Here is a 19,787-nt window from a genome sequence, read left to right on the forward strand (position 1 = left end):
ATCCTCGGGCTTCTGGTAGTTGGCCAGCAAGCTGTCGGCCAGTTTGAGCAGTTCCGGGTCGGGCTTGGCCCGCTTGTTACGCTTTACAACGGTCATTGTTTCTCCTTGGTGGCGGCAGTGTCCTGCCAAATGACCGTTTACACAAAATTATTTACACCCTCCCTTATGCTGACAAAACATGTTTTTACGCTGGCCATCGCCGCCTGCCTCACCAACACGGCCCTTGCTGCCGGCCCGCTGAATCAAGCCGAACGCAGCCACTCTGTCGCCGCGCGCATGCAGGCGGAAACCTCCAGCGCCGCCGATCCGGATACCCCTGCGCCGCTGCCCGTGGCGAGTGACATTTCGCTGGCCGAGCTGGAGCGCCGCTGGGCGCTGGGCCTGGCGCAGGCCGAAGAAAAACACTTCAGCAGCGCGCTCGACCCGGCCACACTGACGGCCCTGGCGCAGCAGATGGAGTGCGACGATATTGTCGGCGTGCAACCGTTCGGTTTTCCGCTGGAACAAGCGCAAGCCACCGTCCTCAGCGGCGCGCACCTGCTGGCCCGGTGTCCGGACAGGGCCTATGTGACGATCACGGCGATGTCGATGGCAGGCAAGACGGGCAAGCGCGTCACGATTTCGCCACAAGCGTTCAAGCAGACGCTGGATGGCAGGCCCGCGCGGCGCCTGTATTACAAGGCGCCCAACGGACGCCAGAAGGAATCGCTGACCATCGTCGACGGCAGCTATGTGTATGCGTTCGAATACTGGTCGCTCGATGATGGCAAGCAGCCCGGCATCGCGGGCGTACGACGGCTGGAAAAAGTATCGTCGTTGCCCCCGGCCCAGCCTGGCGGCGGCGCGCACGATGTGCCGGCATGGCCGGCAATGAGATAAGCAATGAATTTCAGCCAGATCATCCGGACAGCAAGGAATGCCGTCGACATCACTTGCAGCCTGCCGGCGACGGCGGGCGTGTATGCTTTTTTGGTCGCGTCCCTGTGCCGCATGTTCTGTGACATGACGTCAGGCACGGCCCTTGCTTGGATCGCTGGCCCGCTATGTGTTGTGTTTGGTATTCTGGCAGGTCTATTTTTGCCAGACAGCTTGCGCAAGGCAAACATCACCGACGAGCGGCGGCAAGCATGCCGCCGCTCGTGGCAAAGCCCGCTTACATGCCCAGCGATTTGAGCAAGTCGGCGTTGTCATCGTCTTCCGCTTCCACTGCCGGCGCAGGGGCGGCACCGCGTTCGCGGTTCGCGTATTCCGTATCCATCAGCGAGTCGGCATCGACTTCACGCGAATCGAAATCGTGTAACTTGATGAACTCGGTACGGTCGATCGCCAGTTCCAGATAGAAAATGTTGTTCTTTTCCGTGTAGAAGGTGACGCGGCGCATTTCCGGGCGGTCCAGCGGCGTGTCGACGCTGAGCATCACCTGCTTGTTCAGCACCAGCATCTTCGGCTGGCTCTGGGTGATATTCGTTTGCAGTTCGCGCCGCACCTTGCCCGTGAAGTCGCCCACGATCTGGTTCATCAGCTCGCCCATGATGTTCGACACTTCGTCCGACGTGTAGAAATTGGCCAGCTCCGACTTCGGCATACCCATGTGCAACATGTAGCGCTCGTAGATTTCCATCGCCGTATCGGCGGCAAAATTGAGCACCACCAGGCCCGTGAAACCGCCATCGAACATCACGAAACAACCGATGTCCGGCTTCAGGCCGGTCTTGGTGATGCGCTGCACCATGCCTGAATAATTGACTCTGCTTTGCGTTGCAACGTTGAGCACCCGAACCACCGAGTTGCACAAACTCATCAACAAATCTTCTGTACCGTACACAACATCCTTTTCTGCATCCATGAGCAACCTCTCCTACTATTTTTAAAGATGACAGCACTGTTCCCTGCCCGCCGCGCGCCGAAACACGACAGTTTCGCTCAGCAAGCGGACGACTTCACCTTTGCATGCCTGACCTTGCCTGGCCGTGCGAGCCGCGTTGCCGCTGGCACGAACCGCCCTCTTACTTTTTTCTGTATAGAAATAAGTATCAGATCCGCAGAATACCCAGATGTAACATTTCCGTCCAGCCATACCTGCATTTACTTGACGATCTGTGCGGAAATACCATATCTGGCCTTGGCACGGGCGCCGGTACAGGAAATAGTAACTAAAAATCAAGTGCCCGCAAGACCACGCTGCTGACCAGCAGATCGCGGCTCAGATAAGCGAAGGCGCGCTGGCCAATGCGCAGCCGGTGGGCGTCGAAGATCGTCAGCAAGTCGCCGCCCTGATTCTGGTCCAGGCTGCGCAATGCCATCACGGTGATGCGGCAAGACTTTTCCACGCCGAAAACGCTCAGATGGAAGCGGATGGCGTCGCCCGCAGGTTCGAGCGCGATGCTGTTGCGCAGGATCCTATAGGGCATGGTCTAGCCGCCCGTTCATGAGGCACACGGGGCGACAGCAGCGGCATGCCGGGGCAGGTCGATGATGAAGACGCAGCCATGGCCAGGCACGCTTTCCACGCTCAAGGTGCCGCCATTTGCTTCCACGCTGCGCCGGACAATCGACAGGCCCATGCCCAGGCCCGTCTTGTTGGCGCCGCCTTGTGTAAAGGGCAAAAACAAGTCATATGCGAGCTGCGGCGACAGGCCAGCGCCGTTGTCTTCCACTTCGATCTTGATACGCTCGCCGTGCGCATGCGCGCGCAGCACCACCGTGCCATTCGGCGCGCCAAACTTGAAGGCGTTTTGCAGGAGGCTGCCTACGGCGGAGAGCAGCAAATCCTGATCCGCATCGAGTTGCAGCAAGGGAGCGACCTCCTCCACAACCAAGGTGCAGCGCAGCAAGTCCGCTTCCATTTTGGCCGAATAGCCCAATTCACTGATGAAGTTGCTCAGGAAGAACACCGAACGCTGCGCGGTCAGACCCGCCTCCACCCGCACTTCCGCCAGCGAACGGTCGATCAGGGCACGCAGACCCACGAGGCTGCGGTCGAGCACGGCACCAGTCGCGCCCGCCACGCCCATGCCGCCCTGCTTGAGCGCGGCGACGGCCAGGCCGGCCGTGCCCAGATGATTGCGCAATTCATGGGCGAAAAAGCCGATGCGCTGGCTCAAGGCCAGTGCCTGCTCATTTGCAATCAGCACGTCGCGCCGCTGGGTAAATGCGGAAACGGCTTCGGCAATGCCGTTGTCGAGGCAACGGTTCAGCGTCCTGAATTCCTCGACGGCGAACTGCTCGTCCAGCGCGACGGCAAGATCGCTGACGGCCTGGCACAGGTCGCCATAATCGTGCACCACCTGGCTGACGGAATAGCCGAGCGCCAGCAATTGCCCGCCGTGCGTGATGGCGCTGTCGGCCAGTTCCGATGTCGCCAGCGCACTGCCATCGGCGGGGCCGGAAATGGCCAGGCTTTGCGCCAGCTTGCCCGCCTCTTCCGCCTTCAGGGTGCGGATCAACTGATCCAGGAAGATGGGTATGCCTTCCTTTAACTGTATTTCGGTTGAAAAACGCAGGGGCCGCTTGGCCACTTTATCTCGGCAACGGCGCTCCAGCTCGGCGCGATTTTCGGCTAGGAATTTATGCATCATGGCGTTTCCAGCAATCTCAAGGATTAAGAATAAGCTAGCCTAGCCTGGTGATCTGCCAAGTACCGTCTGCTACCGAACATAGTTGGCACGCGCCGGCCATCTCCGTGTGCTATTGTCATCAACTACATAACCAAGCAGGTGCCACGCATGCAAAACATCGTTACCAGCGTCTCGTTCCGCTACATCGATCCGCGCCATAAGGAACCGGGCCCGAGCAGGGAATTCATCAACCAGAACATTCTGCTACCGCCGGGCGCCCATTTGCCGCGCATAGGCGAAGCCATCGAACTGATGCACTGGGACTTGAACCGCGACATGAAATCCGGCGTGTATTCGGTGCTGTTTGTCCATACGCGCATCGCCTTGTTTGATGGCAAAGACAAGCCTTCCGGCTGGCACACCACGATCACCGTGGGACCGCTGTCCGATGACATCGACGCGCGCTTCCTCACCGCTCCGTCCTGACAGCCGTGCGCCCTTGTTGCGGCCAGGCCAGAACACCTAACATAGTGCTTTATATTAAACATGACTGTGACGCCAGCCGGAGGCACTGTCACGCGCAATGCAAGGAAGTCCATGAGCTCACTGTTAGAACAAGCAACACAAGAAATGACGGCTGCCATCCACGCCTGGTTCGATGAGCGCCTGCAGCGCACAGACCTGGAAGACGCCGTAAATCGGACTACCTTGCAGATGGGTATATTCAGTGATTTATTGCTCGACTACAAACCCGGGCGCACGACGGCCGACGATTTCCATCTGACTGATACCGATGAGTTCGCACCGAGAACGCCATCGCGCCTCGATGAAGCCGTGGTGCGTAACAGCATCGCGCCCCAGCTGATTGCCATGGTGCAAGCGAAGCTGGAAACACTGGCCGACACGCCCCTGATCGACTACCACTTCCGCTTTCGCGGCAAATTCCGGACGGCACAGGGCACGCTGCACCTGAACCTGCTCGACCATGTTAACGAAGGCAAGCGCCTAACCTTGCTCGAGCGCATACACAACTACGTCACGCAAAAACTCGAGCGCGGCAACCGGCCGACGAAAAAACTGGAAACCTTCTTCCTGACACGCCACCTGCTCGATCCCCACCTGTTTCCGCAGCCTGATATCGCCTGGACGATTGCGCAATTCGAGCGCATCGAGCAGTTGAACAAGTCACGCCCGCAAGCGTTGGCAGAACATCGCAGTGATATCATCCAGGCCGTGTCGGCCTGGGCGGAAAAGCAGTTTCTGCCGCAGTTCTATGATGTGCAGCAATCAGCCTACGGCGGCACGGAATACACCCTGAAGCAGGATGCCGCGCCCGATGCGCAAGCGCTGCAGCCGATCGACCTGCTGCTGTATGGCGCCGTCATGATCTTGCGCCACGAACCGAGCTACGCCAAGCCGAAAGGCCTCAAATTCCTGGAAAGCGCGCGCGAACTGGGCAGCGAACGTGCCGTGCGCATGCTCAAGGAAGGCAGCGGCAGCTTCCCCGATGCCGACATCCACCTGAAAAATGCGCTGCTGGAATGCCGCGCCAACGATGTGTTTGCCACCATCAGCATCAGCATCGCCCGGGAAGAGCAGGACGCGTATGCGCAGGCGCTGGTATTCATCACGCATTTGCTGCAAAATGGTTTTCCGAAAAGCTACCAGATCAAGTTCAAATCGAAGGTGAAGCAATATCTTCCCTTGAAAGGCCTGGCCAGATCCGATACGCACCGCTTCTTTGCCAATGCCCTCGCCCATGCTGCCCTGCAGCCGCAGCTGGAAGCGTATGCGCGCGCGGCCATCGAGCAATTCGAATTCTATGCCGACACGGAAGGGGAAAAGAATTGCATGCCCGGCACTTACGCCACGTTCGGCCTGGGCTTGCTCGATGCGCGCTATTTCCCCCTGGTGCAGCACTATATGGCCAACATCGACGCGGAACACCAGTGCGTGCAGGATCAGTTCACGGCCGCCTTTGCCGAAAAACATGGCGTCACGACGGACTCCATTGCCGTGCTGGCTGCGTGTCTGCGCGCGTGCACGGATAACGCAAAAGTCAGGATACAGGCGGAACTGGAGGAGGTGGAGAAACTGGAGCTGTTCTGCCAGCAACTGCTGGGACTGGAAGGCTATCTGATCGAGCACATGCTGTATCCGGTCTGGGGCAAGCTGGAAAAACTGGCGGCCCTGGCGCGCAAGGCGCAGGGCCGGCGCAAGGAGCTGCTGCTGGCCTTGCTGGCAGCGGCGAGCCAGGCGGACGCTTAATGTGCGCAACGTTATGACTTTCACCCTATATAATGCGCGCGCCAGAATTGCCGCAAGGCATTTTTTGGCGCCTGACATCGAATCGTGGAGAAAATGCATGCATCAAACACAAAAAACATCGTGCGCTGCCCTGCTGGCAGCCACCTTTGCCGCTGCCGTGGCGCTGGCCCAGCCCGCCATTGCCGCCGAAACAGCCGTCGAACTGGCGCCACTAGCCGTGGCCAATCTGTACATCAAGACCATCATCAACCAGGATGAAGCCAGCGTCGCCAAGCTCAACGCCTACCTGCGTCCCACCCGCCTGGCGGGCAAGCAGAGCGTGCAATACGCGTCGTACAGCGCCTTGAAAGAAGCGGATGCCAAGTTCCCGACGGAAACTGGCAAGCTGATCGCCGACCTGTTCCCGGCCGCCATGCACGCAGCCGTGACACCGGCGGCCGAACTGCTGGCCGCGAATGTCATCGCCGCCAAGAACGGCGCCGCGTGCCAGGCCACCAAGGCGGACCCGGTGACGGTGGAAAACGGCATGCAAACGGCCGCCGTCAGCTTCGAATGCCAGGTCGTCAAGGTACCAGTGGCATGGGCCGCTGCCGCCCAGCAACTGGCGAAGAGCGGCTGCAAGGTCGAGCAATGCACGGCCGGCCTGCAAAAGATCGCCGCGACCTACACCAGCGCACCGAAGCAGACCTGGCGCGCCGTGTTTGCCGTCAGCCGCGAAAAGAATACGGAAGCCTGGCGCAACGATTTCGCGCGCGAAACTTTCGATGAAATCTGGGATTACCTGTAATCCTGGCGTCGCTTAGAATGGCCCGATGAACAAATTCACTCCGGCAGCACAGCCCGCAGGCCTGACCTTGCTGCGCCTGCTCGACCCCGACCACGTGGAAGGCGCGCTGAGTAAGCAGGTATTGGCGCAGGACCTCGCCAGCCTGCACGGCAAGCAATTGCTGGCGCTGCTGCGCCGGCTGCGCGCCGCCCAATCCAACCAGCACGATTATGCAGGCGCCAGTCCGGCGCAGGCCGAGCAGCAGTTCGGCGCCGCCATCGCCGCCGTCAAGGCGGAGCTGGCCACGCGCCCGCACATACTCAACAAGCAGGAAGCGAAGGCCCTGCGCCAGGCGGCGGCAAAGAAGCGCTGAACGGGTCTGCGGTGCGCGGGCGGGCACGGCCCTCCTTCTATAATCGGTGACGAGACATTGTTTCCCGCACTGAAAGGATTCCCCATGCCCACACGTTTTGCCGTTCATGTAGCCGGCTGTGCCCTCCTTGCTTGCTCCGCTCTGGCCGCCACGCAGGCGGCTCACGCCCAGGACACTGGCCCCATCGACGCGCGCGCCGTGTGGACGGAACGCTCGCTGTCGGCCTGCCGTAGCGGGCAATCGCACTCCGCGCCCGACGTCTGCCTGCTGCGCACCATGCAGCGCGCCGGCGCCCGCCCGCAAGCCATCGCCGCCGCCAGGATGCTGGTCAAGGCAAACAAGGCGGGCTTCATCTCGGCCTGGCGCCCGCTGGGCACGGTGGCCCTGGCCACCGTCACCTATCCTTTCCGCGCCAACACGAATGAAGGCAGCTTGCTGATCGGCAGCGATGGCGCAGCCATCGACGTCGACGAGGATTCCGTGCGCGAGGAAGACCGCGCCACACCCGGCTGGCGCGCGTTTGCCGCCGCCCACCCGGACGCCGTGCCGTTTGGACCCGCCGATTTCGTCGGCAGCACGGCCACCGACGGTGGCGGCCAGCGCCTGCTGTTTTCCACGCCCCTGAAGCGCTGCCATGCTTGCGCCGACGATGGCGCACTGCTGGTCGCCTATCTGGTGGACAAGGCGGGCGTCGTGCTCGAACGGGAACTCTTGACGATCAAGTAATACTGCGTCAAAGATAAGATAAAATTGCCCAATGGCATGTCGATACCAGTCATTGCCATCGATCCATTACTTATCACAGGAAAACATGCGCCGCCCTTGCCTTGCACTGCACCTCACCGCCGCCCTGCTGCTGTCCAGCCCCTTCCACCTTGCCCATGCCGTACCGGCCGCGGCCGCCAGCGCTGCCACCCCGCTGGTCATCGGCGAAAGCTTTGTCATCGATTCGCAGGCGCTGAAGGAAAAGCGCCACATGAATGTGTACATGGCGCGCGCCTGGGATACGCCGCCCGATGCGCCCTTGCCCGTGCTGTACATGCCGGACGGCGGCGTGGCGGAGGATTTCCTGCACGTGGCCGGCTTGCTGCAAGTGTCGGTAGCGAATGGCACGATGCGTCCCTTCATGCTGGTCGGCATGCAAAACACGCAGCGCCGGCGCGATCTGACGGGGCCGACGGACAGTAGCGAAGACCGCAAGATCGCCCCCGTGGTGGGCGGCGCATCCGCTTACCGGGCTTTCATCCGCGATGAACTGATGCCGGAAGTCAAACGGCGCTACCGCACGACAGGCGAAACGGCCATTATCGGCGAATCGCTGGCGGGCCTGTTCGTGGTGGAAACGTATTTGCTGGAACCGCAGCTGTTCGACCATTACCTGGCATTCGACCCCAGCCTGTGGTGGAACCATGGCGCCCTGCCGCGCCAGGCGGCGGCCCTGCTGGCCAAGGGCAAGCCAGGCAAACACAGCCTGTACCTGGCGTCCAGCAGCGAAGCGGGCATCGCCGTCGAAGTGCAGCGCTTGTCCCAGGTGCTGGAAAAACAGGCGCCGCCCGGATTGCAATGGCACCAGGAAAAGATGCCGGAAGAAAGCCATGGCACGATCTATCACCCGGCCGCCTTGAAGGCATTCCGCGCCCTGTTCAAGGCGCAAGAAGCGGCCAAGCCGTAAAACATGGACAAACTGTAATCTGGTACGGGACGTGCCCGCCGTCACTGGCGGGTAAAATCGGCGGCCCATCTTCCCCCGCCTGAGTCCAGATACCAATGAGCTTTTTGCAATTATTTATACTTTCCATCGTCCAGGGCTTTGCCGAACTGTTGCCCGTGTCCAGCTCCGCCCACGTCATCATGGCGGAAAAATGGATGGGCCTGGACCCCACGTCACCGGAACTGACCATGCTGCTGGTGATGCTGCACACGGGCACCATGTTTGCCGTCATCGTGTATTTCTGGAAATCCTGGCGCGCCACCTATTTCAGCTCGGCCACCGCCTTTCGCAGCAATGTGCTGCTGCTCGTGGCCGCCACGGCCCTGACGGGCATCGTCGGCTTCGGCTTGCTGAAGGGCATTACCCACGTCATGAGCAAGGATGCGCCCGACTTTGAAATCGAGCACCTGTTCGGCAACGCCAGACTGATGGCCGCCGCGCTGGCCGCCGCCGGCGTGCTGATCATCGTTTCCTCGCGGCTAAAGGCGCGCGACGGCGGCAGCCTGTCCATCGGCAAGGCCATGGTGATCGGCGCAGTGCAAGGCCTGTGCCTGCCCTTCCGGGGCTTTTCCCGCTCCGGCGCCACCATTTCCGCCGGCATCGCCATGGGCGTGCCGCAGCGCCGGGCCGAGGAATTCAGCTTTGCCCTGGCCGTGGTGCTGACGCCCGCCGTGCTGGTCAAGGAAGGCTGGCGTTTCTACCAGGCCGTGGCAAAGGGCAGCCTGGACCATCTGCAACACGGCAACAGCCTGCTGCACCTGCTGGGACCCAGTCTGCTGGGCATGCTGCTATCCTTCCTGGCCGGCTTGCTGGCCCTGCGCTGGCTGTCGCGCTGGCTGGAACAGGGCCGCTGGCATTTCTTTGGCGCGTATTGCCTGCTGGCCTCCTTGGTAGTGCTGTACGTAGGGTAAAATCGCCGGGTTTCTGGTTTATACACACATCCCAGCCAGGTTTTACAGAAAGCCAACGATGAATTTCGCCGCCACCGCCGCCCTCTCCCTTGCCATGTCCACCGATGCCTTCGCGGCCGCCGTGGGCAAGGGCGCCGCCCTGCACAAGCCGCAATGGCGCGAGGCGCTGCGCACGGGCCTGATTTTTGGCGTCATCGAAGCCATCACGCCCATCATCGGCTGGGCCCTGGGCAGCGTGGCCGCGCCCTACGTGGAAGCGTGGGACCACTGGATCGCCTTCAGCCTGCTGGGCAGCATCGGCCTATTGATGATACGCAACGCCCTTGCCGACGCCGACGAGGACGAAGCGCCCGCGCAGTCGCACTCGTTCTGGGTGCTGGCCGTTACCGGCCTGGCCACCAGCATCGATGCCATGGTGGTGGGCGCTGGCCTGGCCTTACTGGGCGCCAACATCGTCGTGACGGCCGCCGCCATCGGCTTTTCCACCTTCGTCATGGTGACCCTGGGCGTGATGCTGGGCCGCGTGCTGGGCACGGTGGCGGGCCGGCGCGCCGAGCTGGTGGGCGGCCTGGTGCTGATCGTCATCGGCTGCGTGATTTTATACGAGCATATCGGCCATCCTGCCTGAGGCCTGGGCCGGTGCGAAAAGCTGGCCCAGCAATGTCACCAGCAAGGCGGCGCAACGGCCATCCGGGTCCTTGTCGGGATCGAACACTGTCACGGTCATGCCGCAGCAGCGGCCACCGTTGCGCACGGCACGCAGGATAGACAGCAAGGCCTCGGGCGCAATGCCGGGACTGCCTGGGGAATCGACGGCTGGCATCGACGCTTGATCGAGCACATCGACATCGAGGTGCAGCCAGAAGCGCCTCGGCTCGGCCCTGTCCGGCACGGCATTGATGCGGCGGGCCACGGCGGCGGGCCCGGCCGCGTTGGCGTCAAACACATCGATGCGCATGATGGCCGTGTCATTCACGTCCGGCCATTGCGTCATCAGCGCTTCGCCCCGGCCCGTGGCCAGGGCCAGGTCCATGCCGGCCACGGCGCCCAGGCTTTGCGCAGCAGCATCGTTGCCCGGATGCCGGAAATCGCTATGTCCATCCCCATGTAGCAGCGCAATGCCGCCAGCGCGCCGGCCCCCCGCCAACGCTCCCAGCAGCACGGAACAGTCGCCACCTATAAGCAGCGGAAACACGTCGCGCGCATGGCTGTCGGCCACGCGCGCGGCCAATTCCAGGTTGAACGCGCGCATCGTCACGCCGTTGTACAGGCGCGTGCCGGGCTGGGCCAGGGGCGTCTAGGCCGGACGCGGCAGCGACACGCTGGCGCTGGCGCCCACGGCAGCCGCCAGCCCATTCGCCATCAGCACGGCCGGGGCGCGCCAGGTGCCCGGTTCATGGTCGGGATGCAAGGGCCGCAAGCCCAGCTTGGAAGGAGCAAGAATAATTTCCATGCATGACTTTACAATCCAGGTTGATGTACGGACACACAGCGTGCCGTCGGGGGTCATGATAGCCGCAACGCAGACCTGGCAGGCGCGCACGCCACGGCCATCGGCGTGGGCAAACGCGCGCTTTGTGCTACAGTCATGACTCTGCATTCATGTCTCGCAAGGTGACCATCATGGAAACTCTGGAGCTGCTTTTTGCCTCGCTGGTGCGCGATACGGCCGTATCGATACGCGACCACCATGTGCCTTTTGCCATCAAGCACGATGAGCGCGCCTATTTCGAGTGGATGGATGGCCACCCGATCAATGGTTATGTCCAGGAAGCGTATCGTGAGATCGAGGAAACAGCCCAGCAGATCCGCGCCATTCGCGCTGGGTGATGACGCTAGTTGAACCATGGCTGACAGTATTGATACAGATCAACGACTCGACCGTTCGATACGCGTAAAAAGGTCTGGGCCACGACAATCAGGTCTGGAGGCCGGAGACATGGATCAGCAACAAAGACACCAGATCAGAGGCTATGCATTTCATGTGGCGGGGGCGCTGGAGAAGGATGGGCGCTACAGGGGGATGATTTTGATCAGCAAGCGCGGCGATACGCAGCAGGTGTACGCCAAGCCCGTGCTGATTGAAACACTCAGCAGCTTCAAGTCCGTGCATGCGGCCTTGATCGAGGCATCGGCCTACGCCCAGGAACTCATCTATAGCAACGCCATCACGGCGCTGCTGGCCGCCGATGCGCCAGCCGGCGGCAAGCAGGCGCCACAACAGCCTGACCTGGTCGGCAATTAAGACTAGCAAAGCCAGGAGCAGCGCCACCCGGGTGGGCGGACGGCGCGTATAATCACGTACCCCTTGCCTAGAGTGCGTCACCATGGAATATGTGAATTTACCGCTGGTCTTCCTGATTGGCTGCGCCCTGATTGCCTTGCTGGCCAAAAAGAATGGCTACTCGTGGTACCTGTTTTTCTTTGCCATCGCCGTGCCCGCTCCACTCTTACTGCTGGCCCTGCCGCACGTGCTGGGAGTGGAGACGGCTTCGCTGACCGCCGTACGCCTGGCCGCCGCCCTGCTCTTCCCTGTGGCAGGTTTGCTGGTGGCCTTGCGGCGCAACAGCTGATACAGCGCCCAGCTTAACGTGCCTGCATGCCATCGGCCAGGCTCCAGCCGACGGACAGCGCCAGTTGCTGCGCCTCTTTTTCATTGCTGCAATCATCGTAATCGCAGGTATCGGCATAGGCGCCGTGCGCCTGGTTCTGGCTGACATACGAACCGACCCAACGGCCATCGCGGCGCTGGCTGGCCGTGGCGCTGATGGTAAAACCTTTGTGGATGGTGGGATTTTCAAAAGACATATTTCCTCCGGTGCAAGAAACGTCAGCCAACTGACTGGCCTCCACTGTGCGCCATATGCCGCTCGCAGTCTGTACGTTTGACCACACACAGAAAGTACACACGCGCCTGTCCTCGCGGCGCCGGGCGATCGGGTATGATTTCGCCATGTATGGACGATTCGATCAACATGACACGGCGCGCGCTCTGGCGTCATCCTTCGGCTGGACAGACGCGGTGTTCGACAGCGAGGCCGAGCCGCACCGGAACGTCTCGCCCGGCACCTACCGGCCCGTGCTGCATATCGAGGACGGCATGCACCGCGTCGACGACGTCTTCTGGGGCTACCGGCCCGCCTGGGCCGCGCAGGCCGTGCCCGCGCCCGGCAAGAAAAAAACCCCCATCGCCATCAATGCGCGGCTGGAAAAACTCGCCGGTGCCTACTGGAAGCCGCTGCTGCGCGCGGGGCGCGTGCCTGCATGCTCGACGTGGCACTGTTCGAATGGCATGCCGTAGACAATCCCCTCGTGCCCACGGCCAGGCCCAAGGCGCCGCCGCCGGCATCGCCGCAAGGCGCGTTTGACTGGGGTGCCGATTAAGCCAGCCGCGCCAGCCGGCGCCACAGCGCTTCCAGCGGGCCCTGGCGGAAATGGCGCAGCCAGTAGCGGCTGAGTATCACCTGCCCCGCCATGATCGCTACGGCAAGCCCCAGCATCTCGGCCGGTCGCAGCCTGGCGCCCCAGCCCAGGCCCGGCCCCTGCAGCAGCCAGGTGCCGATCAGCGATTGCAGCAGATAATTGCTCAGCGCCATGCGTCCCACGGGCGCCAGCCAAGCGCCCAGCCAGCCCAGCATGAAGGGACTGGCCAGCATCAGGGCGGCTACATAGCCGGCCGCCAGCACGGGGCCGCCGGCGAACAGGCCCACTTCGAACAGGGCCGTATCGAACACGGTTTGATAGGGATCAGCCACCTGCCACGCGATGGCGCCCGCCGCCAGCAGGCTGAATGGCAAGCCCACGCCCAGTCCCACGGCACGCACGCGGCGCCACAGACGCTGGTGGCGCTGCGGCTGCGTCAGCCAGCCACAGCGCACGGACAAGATGCCCAGCAGGAACAGCACTATGATATGCGGCAACATGACGATGGCATACAGCAAGGACACGAGGAAATCGTTGGCGCGCAGCCTGGCGACTGCCCACGCGCCGCCTTGCGTGTAGATGGCGTAACGCTCCGCAAAACTGTGCAGATCGCGCGCGATGTCCGGCGCGCCGCCCTGCTGACCCACGGGAATGAGCAAACACATGAACAACAAAAAGCCGCCCGCCACCAGCCAGGCGCGGTTGCGCACGCGGCTGAGCCTAGCGGCTGCCAGCGGCAGAATCAGCATGCCGGCGACGGCATACGAGGTCAGTACGTCGCCGCTCCAGATGAGGAAACCGTGCAGCAAGCCAAATACCAGCAGCCAGCGCAGGCGGCGCCGGTAGGCGGCTTGCGCGGCCTCCCAGCTGCCCAGTTGACGCTGCAGGGAACGTGTCTGCAAGGCAAAGCCGGCGCCAAACAGAAAGGCGAAGATGGGATAAAACTTGAACTGCGCCAGCGCCGCCACGCCGAAAATGACGAGCTGGTCCAGCACGGGCGGCGGCGCGGGCAAGGTGCCGTAACACAAGGAAATCGTGCCCCAGGCAAAGCCCCAGATATTCACCAGCAAGATGCCCAACACGGCGATGCCGCGCAGCACATCGAGCTGCAGCAAACGGCCGGGTTTGGCGGACATGGCGTTCAGGACGGGCGTTCAGGGGCGCGACAAGGTCGGGTAGTCGCTCACCTGCAGGCTGAAGCCGGACGCATCCGATTGCAGCCGCGCCTGGCCGCCAAACGGCAAGGTGACGCGGCGGCGGATGTGGCCGAACTCCAGCCCCGTCAGCACGGGCACCGGCAAGCGCTGGCGCACGTAGGTCAGCATGGCGTCAGCATCGTAGCCCTTGTCCATGGGACTCAGTTTGTAGCCGGAAAAGTCACCAAGCAGCACCGCTTGCTGGCGGCCAATGACGCCCGCGTGCAGCAATTGCAGCAACATGCGCTCGACCCGGTAAGGGTGTTCGTTGACGTCTTCCAGGAACAGGATGCCATTCTGAATCTCGGGGAAATACGGCGTACCCAGCAGATGCACGAGCATGGCCAGGTTGCCGCCCCATAATTTCCCCGTCACGTCGACCTGCGGATTGCCAACGGACGTGCCCGTCACCGTATGCGTGGGGCCGGCCAGGCACGACCACAGTTGCGCTAGCGTAAATTGCTCGGCTTCGTCGCGCGTGAAATCGTCGCAGAGCATGGGGCCGGCAAAGCTGGCGCGGCCCGTTTTCGCCATCATGCCCATGTGGAAGGCCGTGAAGTCGCTGTAGCCGACAAACAGCTTGCGGCTGGCGGCCATGAGGTCGAAATCGATGTCGGGCAGGATGCGGCTGATGCCGTAACTGCCGCGCAGGGCGATCACTACCTGCACATCCGGGTCGCTTGCCGCCGCGTCAAGCTGCGCCAGGCGGCCCGCATCCGTGCCGCCGAAGCGCTGAAATGTGTGCTCGGGAGCGTAGTAATTGTGGACGGTGGCGCCTTGCGCCTGCAAGCGAGCGATGCCGCGCGCCACGGCCGCTTCATCGGGCGCGCAACCGCCCGGTGCCACGATGGCGATGCCAATCTCAGGTGTCTTCAAAATATGCCTGGCTAGTCAAATGGTGGGCGCGCCTAGTTACTTTCAAGCTGGCTGGGAGCGCATCTGGGGTGCCATCTTACCTTGCAGATGCACATCGATCAAGGCGAGCAGACGCTCGATCAGCTGGGGCGGCATATCGTGCCCCATGCCTTCGATCACCTCCAGTCGGGCGCCCGGGATCAGCGCCGCCGTATCGATGCCGCAGGCGACGGGAATCAGGGGATCGGCGGCGCCATGGATCACCAATGCCGGGCAGCTGATGCTCGGCAGCAAGGCCGTGCGCTCGCCCGAGGCGGCAATCGCCACCATTTGCCGCGCCACGCCTTCGGGGCAGCTGCCCCGCTGCAACGCCGCCTCGATGCGCTGGTACAGCAGTTTTTCCGAGACGGGATAGGCGGGGCTACCGATGACGCGCACGGTGGCAGCCATGTGCGCCATCAGTTCGGCGCGGCTGGCATTGCGTTTCGGACGTTGCAATAAAGCACTGCGCGCCGCCCGCGTGGGGCCGGGCAAGCCGCGCCGACCGCTGCTCGACATGATGGAAGTCAGACTGAGCACCTGCTGCTGCGCGCGCGCCGCCATCACTTGCGCGATCATGCCGCCCATCGACACGCCGATCACGTGCGCCTGGGCAATGCGCAGGGCCGCCAGCAAGCCCAGCGCATCGTCCGCCATGTCATTCAGGGTGTAGGAGGTTTTCAGGGGCCAGCCGATGAGGTTTTTCACGAAGGCCAGCGGCAAATACGGCTTGCCCGCCTGCGCCATCTTGCTCGACAGGCCGCTGTCGCGGTTGTCGAAACGCACAACGCGAAAACCTTGCTCGACGATGCCTTCGACGAAGTCCGCCGGCCAGGCGATCAGTTGCATGCCCAGGCCCATGATCAGCAGCACACACGGGTTATCCGGGTTGCCGTGGCTTTCATAAGCTATGTTGAGGCCGTTCGCCATGATGGTTGCCATGATAGCCTCTCTTCCAGGAACCAGCACGCAGGCACGATCGCTGCGGCCTTGGAATCAGCATACCACTATTGCGATAGTGCCATCTCAACTCATGTGGAAGTCGAACTCAAGTGTTGCCGCGCCGGTACGCCGGGCGGCAACGCTGCAGTCCCAACGCTGCTGCTTACTTGGCTTTTGGCAAGGAGTCGGCCAGCTCCACCCAGCTTTGCGGCTGCGGTTTGCCCCGCTCGCGCACGCCGAAGAAGGAGACCACTTGCGTGCCGTCGTTATCGAAAAATTCGACCGAAGTGACACCGCCCCGCCTGACGACCCAGCCGCTGCGCAGCGCCGTGTCGCGGATGTGCAGGTTGAAGTCCGGGTCCAGCACGTTGAAGAAGCCGCCGGCGGCCATGGTTTTCTCGATCTTGCCGCTGTAGATCTGCGTCAAGCCTTCATTGCCCAGGAACACCATGATGGCGACCTTGTCCTTTGCCGCGTTTTCCAGCAGGGTACGCAGCGCTGCGGGCGTCACGCGCTCGACCACGCCGGCCGGCGCCAGGCGCAGCGCCTGTTCGCGCGTCAAATGGAATTCGCGCATGATTTGCGCAAACTGGTGCACGTCCGTCATGTCTTTCCAGGCCAACTGGAATTCCTTGACGTCGATCTCGGCATCCGGCTTCTCGGCCGCTTTCTGCGCCACGGCCAGCACGTTCAATTCCCCGCTTTGCTGAGGCATGCGGAAGTTTGCCAGCAGCTTGTCGTAGACGGCCACGCCCGCTTCGTTGCGAAGATAAATCTTGTGCACGGCCGTGCCGTTGGCGTCAAAAAACTGCAGGCTGCGCGTCGGCTTGCCATCGCGGCCTGCTTGCTCCACGGCAAAGGCGTATTTCCAGTGTTCAAAGTGGAAACGCAGGTCGATCGCTCCACCCAGATAGCCGCCCGCAATATTGCGCTGGCGCGCTTGCGCTTCCGGGTCTTGCTTGGCATCGGCTTGCTCGGACTTGTCGCCCGCCTGCTTGAACTTGCTGGCAACGCCCGTCGTTTCGATGACACCGTTTTCATTGCGCGTGATCGCTTGCACCAGGCCCAGGTCCAGCGCGGCGCGCATGATTTCGCGCGGCACGTTGCCGTCCGCCTGCAGGCGCGTGACGCCCTTGCCGATATTGCTTGCCAGCAATTGCGCTTCGGATACACCCAGCGCGCGCGCCGCGTCGCGGATCTGCAGTTTCGGCTGTTCCGTGCGCAAGGTGGACCAGCGTTCCGCCAGGGTGGCTGGGGCCGCCGTTGCGTTTGCAATCAGCAGGCTGCCTAGCAGGGATAGAACGAGTTTGGATAACTTCATAGAGAGACCATTCAATCAAACATGGAAAAAAAGAGGGGCAAGCACCCCTCCCCGGTAAACATCAATAGTTGATGCTGAGGCTGGCAGCGACGTTGCGGCCAGGCTTGGCGTAGCGTTCGATCTCGGCGCGGCTGGCCACCGTGGTGCCGGCCGCCAGGCTGCGCGAGGCGGCGTAATCCCAGTACTTGCGATCCGTCAGGTTGTACACGCCGACGATGATCTTGGCGTTCTTGTGCACGTTCCAGTAGCTCGACAAGTCGAAGATGGTGTAGGACGGCACGGTGAAGCGCGGCGCGGTCGTGCCCATGAGCAAGTCGTTCGGCGCCTGTTTTTCACCGGCGTGCACGGCCGTCAGCGCCAGGCCGAACAGTTGATTAGCGTGATCGTAGCCCAAGGTCAGCGCCGTCTTGGCCGGCGCCACCGAGTTCAGGCCGCCGCTGTCACCCGTCAGGGTATTGAAGGAGCGCCCTTTGGCCACGCCCGTGGCCAGGTCCACGTGATAGCCCTGCATGACCGGCACCCAGGCGCCCAGTTCCGCGCGCAGGGTCAGCTCGGCGCCCCAGGTGCGGGCATTGCCGATATTTTCCGGACGGAACAAGCCTTGCACGATAGTGGGATAGTTCACGGGATCGTCCTCTTGCATCACATACTCGATCATGTCCTTGTATTGCGTCTGGTAGACGGACGCCTGCATGCTCAAGCCCTTGGCGACATCACCCTTCAAGCCCAGCTCGTAGGCCTTGCTGGTTTCCTTGCGCAAATTGGCATTGCCCAGGATGGCATAGCCGGTACCCGTGCCCGTATAGCTGAAGGAATCGTAGGTGCCTGTGCGCTCGGCGGGCGTCGGCAGGCGCGTGCCGCGGGTAAAGGTGGCGTAAGCATTGATTTGCGGCAGCACTTCCACGGACAGGCTCAGGCTGGGCGTGACATAGCTATCGCTTTCCTTGCGCACTTCCTTGGCCGCGTTCGGCACGGCGAGCACGTAGTTTTGCAGGTTTTTCGGCGCATTCTTGCGGTAGTCGGCACGCAAGCCCGGCGTCAGGACCGCCTTCTTGCCGCCCACATTGAAACTGTAGTCGTCGCGCACATACAGCGCCAGCTTGGTACTGTCCATGTCGGCCATGCGGTTCTTGCGCGTGATCTGGTGCGCGCCCGTGGCGACCACCGTGCGGTCCTCCACCCAGGGACGGCGCGATTTTCCCTGCTCCAGCTGCACGCCATACAGCAGCGCGTTATCGGCATTGACTTGCTTGAACGCTTGCGACGTCAGCCCGATGCTGTCGTTCTTGAAGCTGGTGTCGATGGCGCGCAAGAAGGTGCCTCGATACACATAGCGCCCCCGCGTCTGGTCCCCGGTTTTCGCATTCTGCAGATAGACTTTCGAGGTCAGGCGGTCGAACAGGGCGAAATCCTTCAGCACCACATCGTGGCCCAGGCTGACGCGCGTGCGCTTGGTGCTGGAGTCCTGCTGCACGCCCTCCGGATACATGGCGCTGACCTTGTTGCGCAGATCGCGCTTGTTCTTGCGCTCGAACATGTCGAGCGTCAAATCCAGCGTTTGTTCGCCCGGCAAGGCCCATACCAGCTTGGACAGCAAGGCGTTCGAGTGCCAGTCATCGGGATTGGGCGGCGTGGTGCCGCGACTATCCATCTGCTCGCCATCGCGGCGCACGTACACGGCCAGACCTTGCAAGGTGGCGCCTATCTTGGCCGCGCCCGTCACGGTGTGCGCATTGCTGCGGTCGGCCGTGGCGCGGCCGTATTTATAGGCCACGTAATGGTCTTGCCCTTCGCCCAGATAGTCTTCCGGCGACTTGGTGATGAAGGCCACGCCGCCACCCAGGCCGGGATTGGCGCCGCTGGCGGCCGTCGTGCCCGAATCGATACGCACTTCGCGGAAAGTTTCAGGATCGAAATAATCGCGGCCCGTGCCGAAGGCATTGAGGGTCGTGCCATCCGGCTTGGGCGCCGCATCCGGCAGGGAAATGCCGTCGACATCCAGGCTGACCCGGTTGCCTTCCAGGCCACGGATGTTGTAACCGGTGTTACCCGCGCCATCCCAGATGCCGCCGCCGCCCGAGGCCGCCATCGGCGCGCTGATCAGGCTCTGGTAGCGCACGATGCCGCCCATGTCCGTCACGTTGCGGCGCTCCAGCGCATCGCTGCGGATCACCGTCCTGGTGCCGGCGCGGCGTTCATAGTCCTGCTTGGCATTGACGACGATTTCCGGAAACACGGGCAACTTGGCCGGTTCCTGGGCGGCCGTGCCCGCGTTGATGGCGGTGGTTTGCGCATGCAGCGGCAACAGCGGCGCGGCAAACAGGCCCAGCAAGGCGGCGCGCAGCACCAGATTGTGGCGGCGAGCGGGAAGTGGCGCGGGGGATACAACGGGTGCAGCGGAGCGCTGCAGAAGCACTGTAGTCAT

The 19,787-nt window shown here is 62.4% G+C and carries 25 protein-coding genes; 14 read left to right on the forward strand and 11 right to left on the reverse strand.

Annotated elements, in window-relative coordinates:
• Window positions 1-165 precede the first annotated feature (165 nt).
• Window positions 166-879 (forward strand): hypothetical protein, encoded by a 714-nt coding sequence (locus tag CSZ94_RS18770; protein WP_102122909.1) that lies wholly within the window; start codon window positions 166-168, stop codon window positions 877-879.
• 3 nt (window positions 880-882) lie between these two features.
• Window positions 883-1,173 (forward strand): hypothetical protein, encoded by a 291-nt coding sequence (locus tag CSZ94_RS27705; protein WP_146009849.1) that lies wholly within the window; start codon window positions 883-885, stop codon window positions 1,171-1,173.
• On the opposite strand, the gene CSZ94_RS18775 is transcribed toward CSZ94_RS27705, so the two are convergent.
• From CSZ94_RS18775 to CSZ94_RS18785, 3 genes are all read right to left on the reverse strand, one after another.
• A complete protein-coding gene (locus tag CSZ94_RS18775; RefSeq protein WP_102122910.1) occupies window positions 1,154-1,846 on the reverse strand; it encodes a DUF3334 family protein in 693 nt (230 codons plus the stop codon). The genes CSZ94_RS27705 and CSZ94_RS18775 overlap by 20 nt on opposite strands.
• Before the next feature lie 307 nt (window positions 1,847-2,153).
• A complete protein-coding gene (locus tag CSZ94_RS18780; protein WP_102122911.1) occupies window positions 2,154-2,411 on the reverse strand; it encodes a DUF1488 family protein in 258 nt (85 codons plus the stop codon).
• Between the two features lie 15 nt (window positions 2,412-2,426).
• Window positions 2,427-3,578 (reverse strand): sensor histidine kinase, encoded by a 1,152-nt coding sequence (locus CSZ94_RS18785; RefSeq protein WP_180977537.1) that lies wholly within the window; start codon window positions 3,576-3,578, stop codon window positions 2,427-2,429.
• 147 nt (window positions 3,579-3,725) lie between these two features.
• Between CSZ94_RS18785 and CSZ94_RS18790 the strand changes: the two genes are divergently transcribed.
• The 8 genes from CSZ94_RS18790 to mntP all read left to right on the forward strand — a co-directional run bounded on the left by CSZ94_RS18790 (window position 3,726) and on the right by mntP (window position 10,214).
• A complete protein-coding gene (locus CSZ94_RS18790) occupies window positions 3,726-4,043 on the forward strand; it encodes a hypothetical protein (RefSeq protein WP_102122912.1) in 318 nt (105 codons plus the stop codon).
• A 111-nt stretch (window positions 4,044-4,154) separates the two neighbouring features.
• On the forward strand, window positions 4,155-5,825 hold the full coding sequence (locus CSZ94_RS18795; RefSeq protein ID WP_102122913.1) for a DUF6138 family protein: 1,671 nt from the start codon (window positions 4,155-4,157) through the stop codon (window positions 5,823-5,825).
• A 97-nt stretch (window positions 5,826-5,922) separates the two neighbouring features.
• Window positions 5,923-6,612, forward strand: a complete 690-nt coding sequence (locus CSZ94_RS18800) for a hypothetical protein (RefSeq protein ID WP_102122914.1) — start codon at window positions 5,923-5,925, stop codon at window positions 6,610-6,612.
• Between the two features lie 25 nt (window positions 6,613-6,637).
• The gene (locus CSZ94_RS18805) at window positions 6,638-6,964 is read left to right on the forward strand and encodes a hypothetical protein (protein WP_102122915.1); all 327 of its coding nucleotides are present in this window, start codon (window positions 6,638-6,640) and stop codon (window positions 6,962-6,964) included.
• An 84-nt stretch (window positions 6,965-7,048) separates the two neighbouring features.
• Window positions 7,049-7,690 carry a hypothetical protein gene (locus CSZ94_RS18810; protein ID WP_102122916.1) on the forward strand — a complete coding sequence of 214 codons (642 nt, stop codon included), beginning with the start codon at window positions 7,049-7,051 and terminating at the stop codon, window positions 7,688-7,690.
• An 85-nt stretch (window positions 7,691-7,775) separates the two neighbouring features.
• Window positions 7,776-8,636: an alpha/beta hydrolase gene (locus tag CSZ94_RS18815; RefSeq protein WP_102122917.1), complete on the forward strand. Its 861-nt coding sequence runs from the start codon at window positions 7,776-7,778 to the stop codon at window positions 8,634-8,636.
• A 95-nt stretch (window positions 8,637-8,731) separates the two neighbouring features.
• Window positions 8,732-9,586, forward strand: coding sequence for an undecaprenyl-diphosphate phosphatase (locus tag CSZ94_RS18820; protein WP_102122918.1), 855 nt, complete (start codon window positions 8,732-8,734; stop codon window positions 9,584-9,586).
• A gap of 58 nt (window positions 9,587-9,644) precedes the next feature.
• Window positions 9,645-10,214, forward strand: coding sequence for a manganese efflux pump MntP (mntP, locus tag CSZ94_RS18825; protein ID WP_102122919.1), 570 nt, complete (start codon window positions 9,645-9,647; stop codon window positions 10,212-10,214).
• Here the strand turns inward: mntP and CSZ94_RS18830 are convergent.
• Entirely contained in the window at window positions 10,185-10,838 is a 654-nt protein-coding gene (locus CSZ94_RS18830; RefSeq protein ID WP_219726019.1) for an arginase family protein, read from the reverse strand. The two genes, mntP and CSZ94_RS18830, sit on opposite strands and share 30 nt — an antisense overlap.
• 45 nt (window positions 10,839-10,883) lie before the next feature.
• Window positions 10,884-11,039 carry a hypothetical protein gene (locus tag CSZ94_RS28325; protein ID WP_219726020.1) on the reverse strand — a complete coding sequence of 52 codons (156 nt, stop codon included), beginning with the start codon at window positions 11,037-11,039 and terminating at the stop codon, window positions 10,884-10,886.
• Window positions 11,040-11,209: 170 nt separating this feature from the next.
• On the opposite strand from CSZ94_RS28325, the gene CSZ94_RS18835 reads away from it, so the two are divergent.
• The 3 genes from CSZ94_RS18835 to CSZ94_RS18845 all read left to right on the forward strand — a co-directional run bounded on the left by CSZ94_RS18835 (window position 11,210) and on the right by CSZ94_RS18845 (window position 12,159).
• Window positions 11,210-11,416: a hypothetical protein gene (locus CSZ94_RS18835; protein ID WP_146009850.1), complete on the forward strand. Its 207-nt coding sequence runs from the start codon at window positions 11,210-11,212 to the stop codon at window positions 11,414-11,416.
• A gap of 109 nt (window positions 11,417-11,525) precedes the next feature.
• Window positions 11,526-11,831 (forward strand): hypothetical protein, encoded by a 306-nt coding sequence (locus CSZ94_RS18840; protein WP_146009851.1) that lies wholly within the window; start codon window positions 11,526-11,528, stop codon window positions 11,829-11,831.
• 82 nt (window positions 11,832-11,913) lie between these two features.
• On the forward strand, window positions 11,914-12,159 hold the full coding sequence (locus tag CSZ94_RS18845; protein ID WP_102122922.1) for a hypothetical protein: 246 nt from the start codon (window positions 11,914-11,916) through the stop codon (window positions 12,157-12,159).
• A gap of 13 nt (window positions 12,160-12,172) precedes the next feature.
• On the opposite strand, the gene CSZ94_RS18850 is transcribed toward CSZ94_RS18845, so the two are convergent.
• Window positions 12,173-12,394, reverse strand: a complete 222-nt coding sequence (locus tag CSZ94_RS18850) for a hypothetical protein (protein ID WP_102122923.1) — start codon at window positions 12,392-12,394, stop codon at window positions 12,173-12,175.
• Window positions 12,395-12,539: 145 nt separating this feature from the next.
• Here CSZ94_RS18850 and CSZ94_RS18855 point away from each other — a divergent pair, with 145 nt between their 5' ends.
• Window positions 12,540-12,887 carry an SOS response-associated peptidase family protein gene (locus tag CSZ94_RS18855; protein ID WP_102122924.1) on the forward strand — a complete coding sequence of 116 codons (348 nt, stop codon included), beginning with the start codon at window positions 12,540-12,542 and terminating at the stop codon, window positions 12,885-12,887.
• Between the two features lie 79 nt (window positions 12,888-12,966).
• Here the strand turns inward: CSZ94_RS18855 and CSZ94_RS18860 are convergent, their stop codons facing one another.
• The 5 genes from CSZ94_RS18860 to CSZ94_RS18880 all read right to left on the reverse strand — a co-directional run bounded on the left by CSZ94_RS18860 (window position 12,967) and on the right by CSZ94_RS18880 (window position 19,787).
• On the reverse strand, window positions 12,967-14,145 hold the full coding sequence (locus tag CSZ94_RS18860) for a DUF418 domain-containing protein (protein ID WP_102122925.1): 1,179 nt from the start codon (window positions 14,143-14,145) through the stop codon (window positions 12,967-12,969).
• Window positions 14,146-14,163: 18 nt separating this feature from the next.
• Window positions 14,164-15,081, reverse strand: a complete 918-nt coding sequence (ldcA, locus tag CSZ94_RS18865) for a muramoyltetrapeptide carboxypeptidase (protein WP_102122926.1) — start codon at window positions 15,079-15,081, stop codon at window positions 14,164-14,166.
• Window positions 15,082-15,123: 42 nt separating this feature from the next.
• Window positions 15,124-16,041 carry an alpha/beta fold hydrolase gene (locus CSZ94_RS18870; protein ID WP_102122927.1) on the reverse strand — a complete coding sequence of 306 codons (918 nt, stop codon included), beginning with the start codon at window positions 16,039-16,041 and terminating at the stop codon, window positions 15,124-15,126.
• 163 nt (window positions 16,042-16,204) lie between these two features.
• Complete coding sequence (locus CSZ94_RS18875) at window positions 16,205-17,362, reverse strand: hemin-degrading factor (protein WP_102122928.1); 1,158 nt, start codon at window positions 17,360-17,362, stop codon at window positions 16,205-16,207.
• A 61-nt stretch (window positions 17,363-17,423) separates the two neighbouring features.
• Window positions 17,424-19,787, reverse strand: coding sequence for a TonB-dependent hemoglobin/transferrin/lactoferrin family receptor (locus tag CSZ94_RS18880; protein WP_102122929.1), 2,364 nt, complete (start codon window positions 19,785-19,787; stop codon window positions 17,424-17,426).

This window comes from Janthinobacterium sp. ROICE36 (assembly GCF_002869965.1).
GTDB lineage: Bacteria > Pseudomonadota > Gammaproteobacteria > Burkholderiales > Burkholderiaceae_D > Janthinobacterium.